Annotated in this window: 1 protein-coding gene; it reads left to right on the forward strand. The window is 41.1% G+C overall.

Features of this window, described 5'->3' with window-relative positions:
• Window positions 1–261 precede the first annotated feature (261 nt).
• Window positions 262–642, forward strand: a complete 381-nt coding sequence (locus tag R8N49_RS26935; RefSeq protein ID WP_021449829.1) for a cystatin family protein — start codon at window positions 262–264, stop codon at window positions 640–642.
• Window positions 643–730 lie beyond the last annotated feature (88 nt).

Raw genomic sequence — 730 nt, forward strand, 5'->3', positions numbered from 1 at the left:
TTTCTCTCATATCCTTTCCTACCTTGGATCGCTTATCGTTTATAGCATAGGGCAATTTTCACTCAATTAAATAGTTAACAATCTGTTTTTGCTTATTTTTAACCCAACAATGACCTGTTAATTGTATTTAACCGATAAATACTGCTGAACAGAATCAATTGAAACAAAGCGATATGTGACCAACACTTTCTTGAATATGAAACAGATATAATTCACAGAACCCCCTAGGATACTGAGCACATTACAAAGAAAGGTCTTGTTATGAAGAAAACATTATTGGCGTCACTCGTATGTGTAGTGGCTTTAGCTGGATGTAATCAAAAGGAAGAGACCGTGGCACCTGCCCAATCGCAACCGGAAGCGAACCCAATCTGTAACTTAGAAAAACTGCCCGGCGGATGGTCACAAAGTGACATGACCGATGAAGCGCAACCATTGCTTGATGTGGTACTCGCGCAAATGAACACTTCCGCTAAGTTAAAGCAAATCCTCAGTGTTCGCACTCAGGTGGTAAGCGGCATGAATTACGCGATTGAATTTGAAATGGATAATGGCGAAATCTGGAATACGATTGTCTACCGCTCGTTAGACGACGAAATCAAGATGACGCAACCTGCAAAACTTGGACGCTTCTGCTCATAATATGCAGACATAAAAAATGGCTCCCGATTGGAGCCATTTTTATTCACGATGTTCTGTTCAGCCCATCACATTCATCAGAACTAAGCCG

The sequence above is a fragment of the Vibrio sp. 1978 genome, assembly GCF_033344345.1.

Coding starts and splice junctions, on each gene's coding strand:
- R8N49_RS26935 (WP_021449829.1), top strand. CDS start 262: ATGAAGAAAACATTATTGGCGTCACTCGTATGTGTAGTGGCTTTAGCT.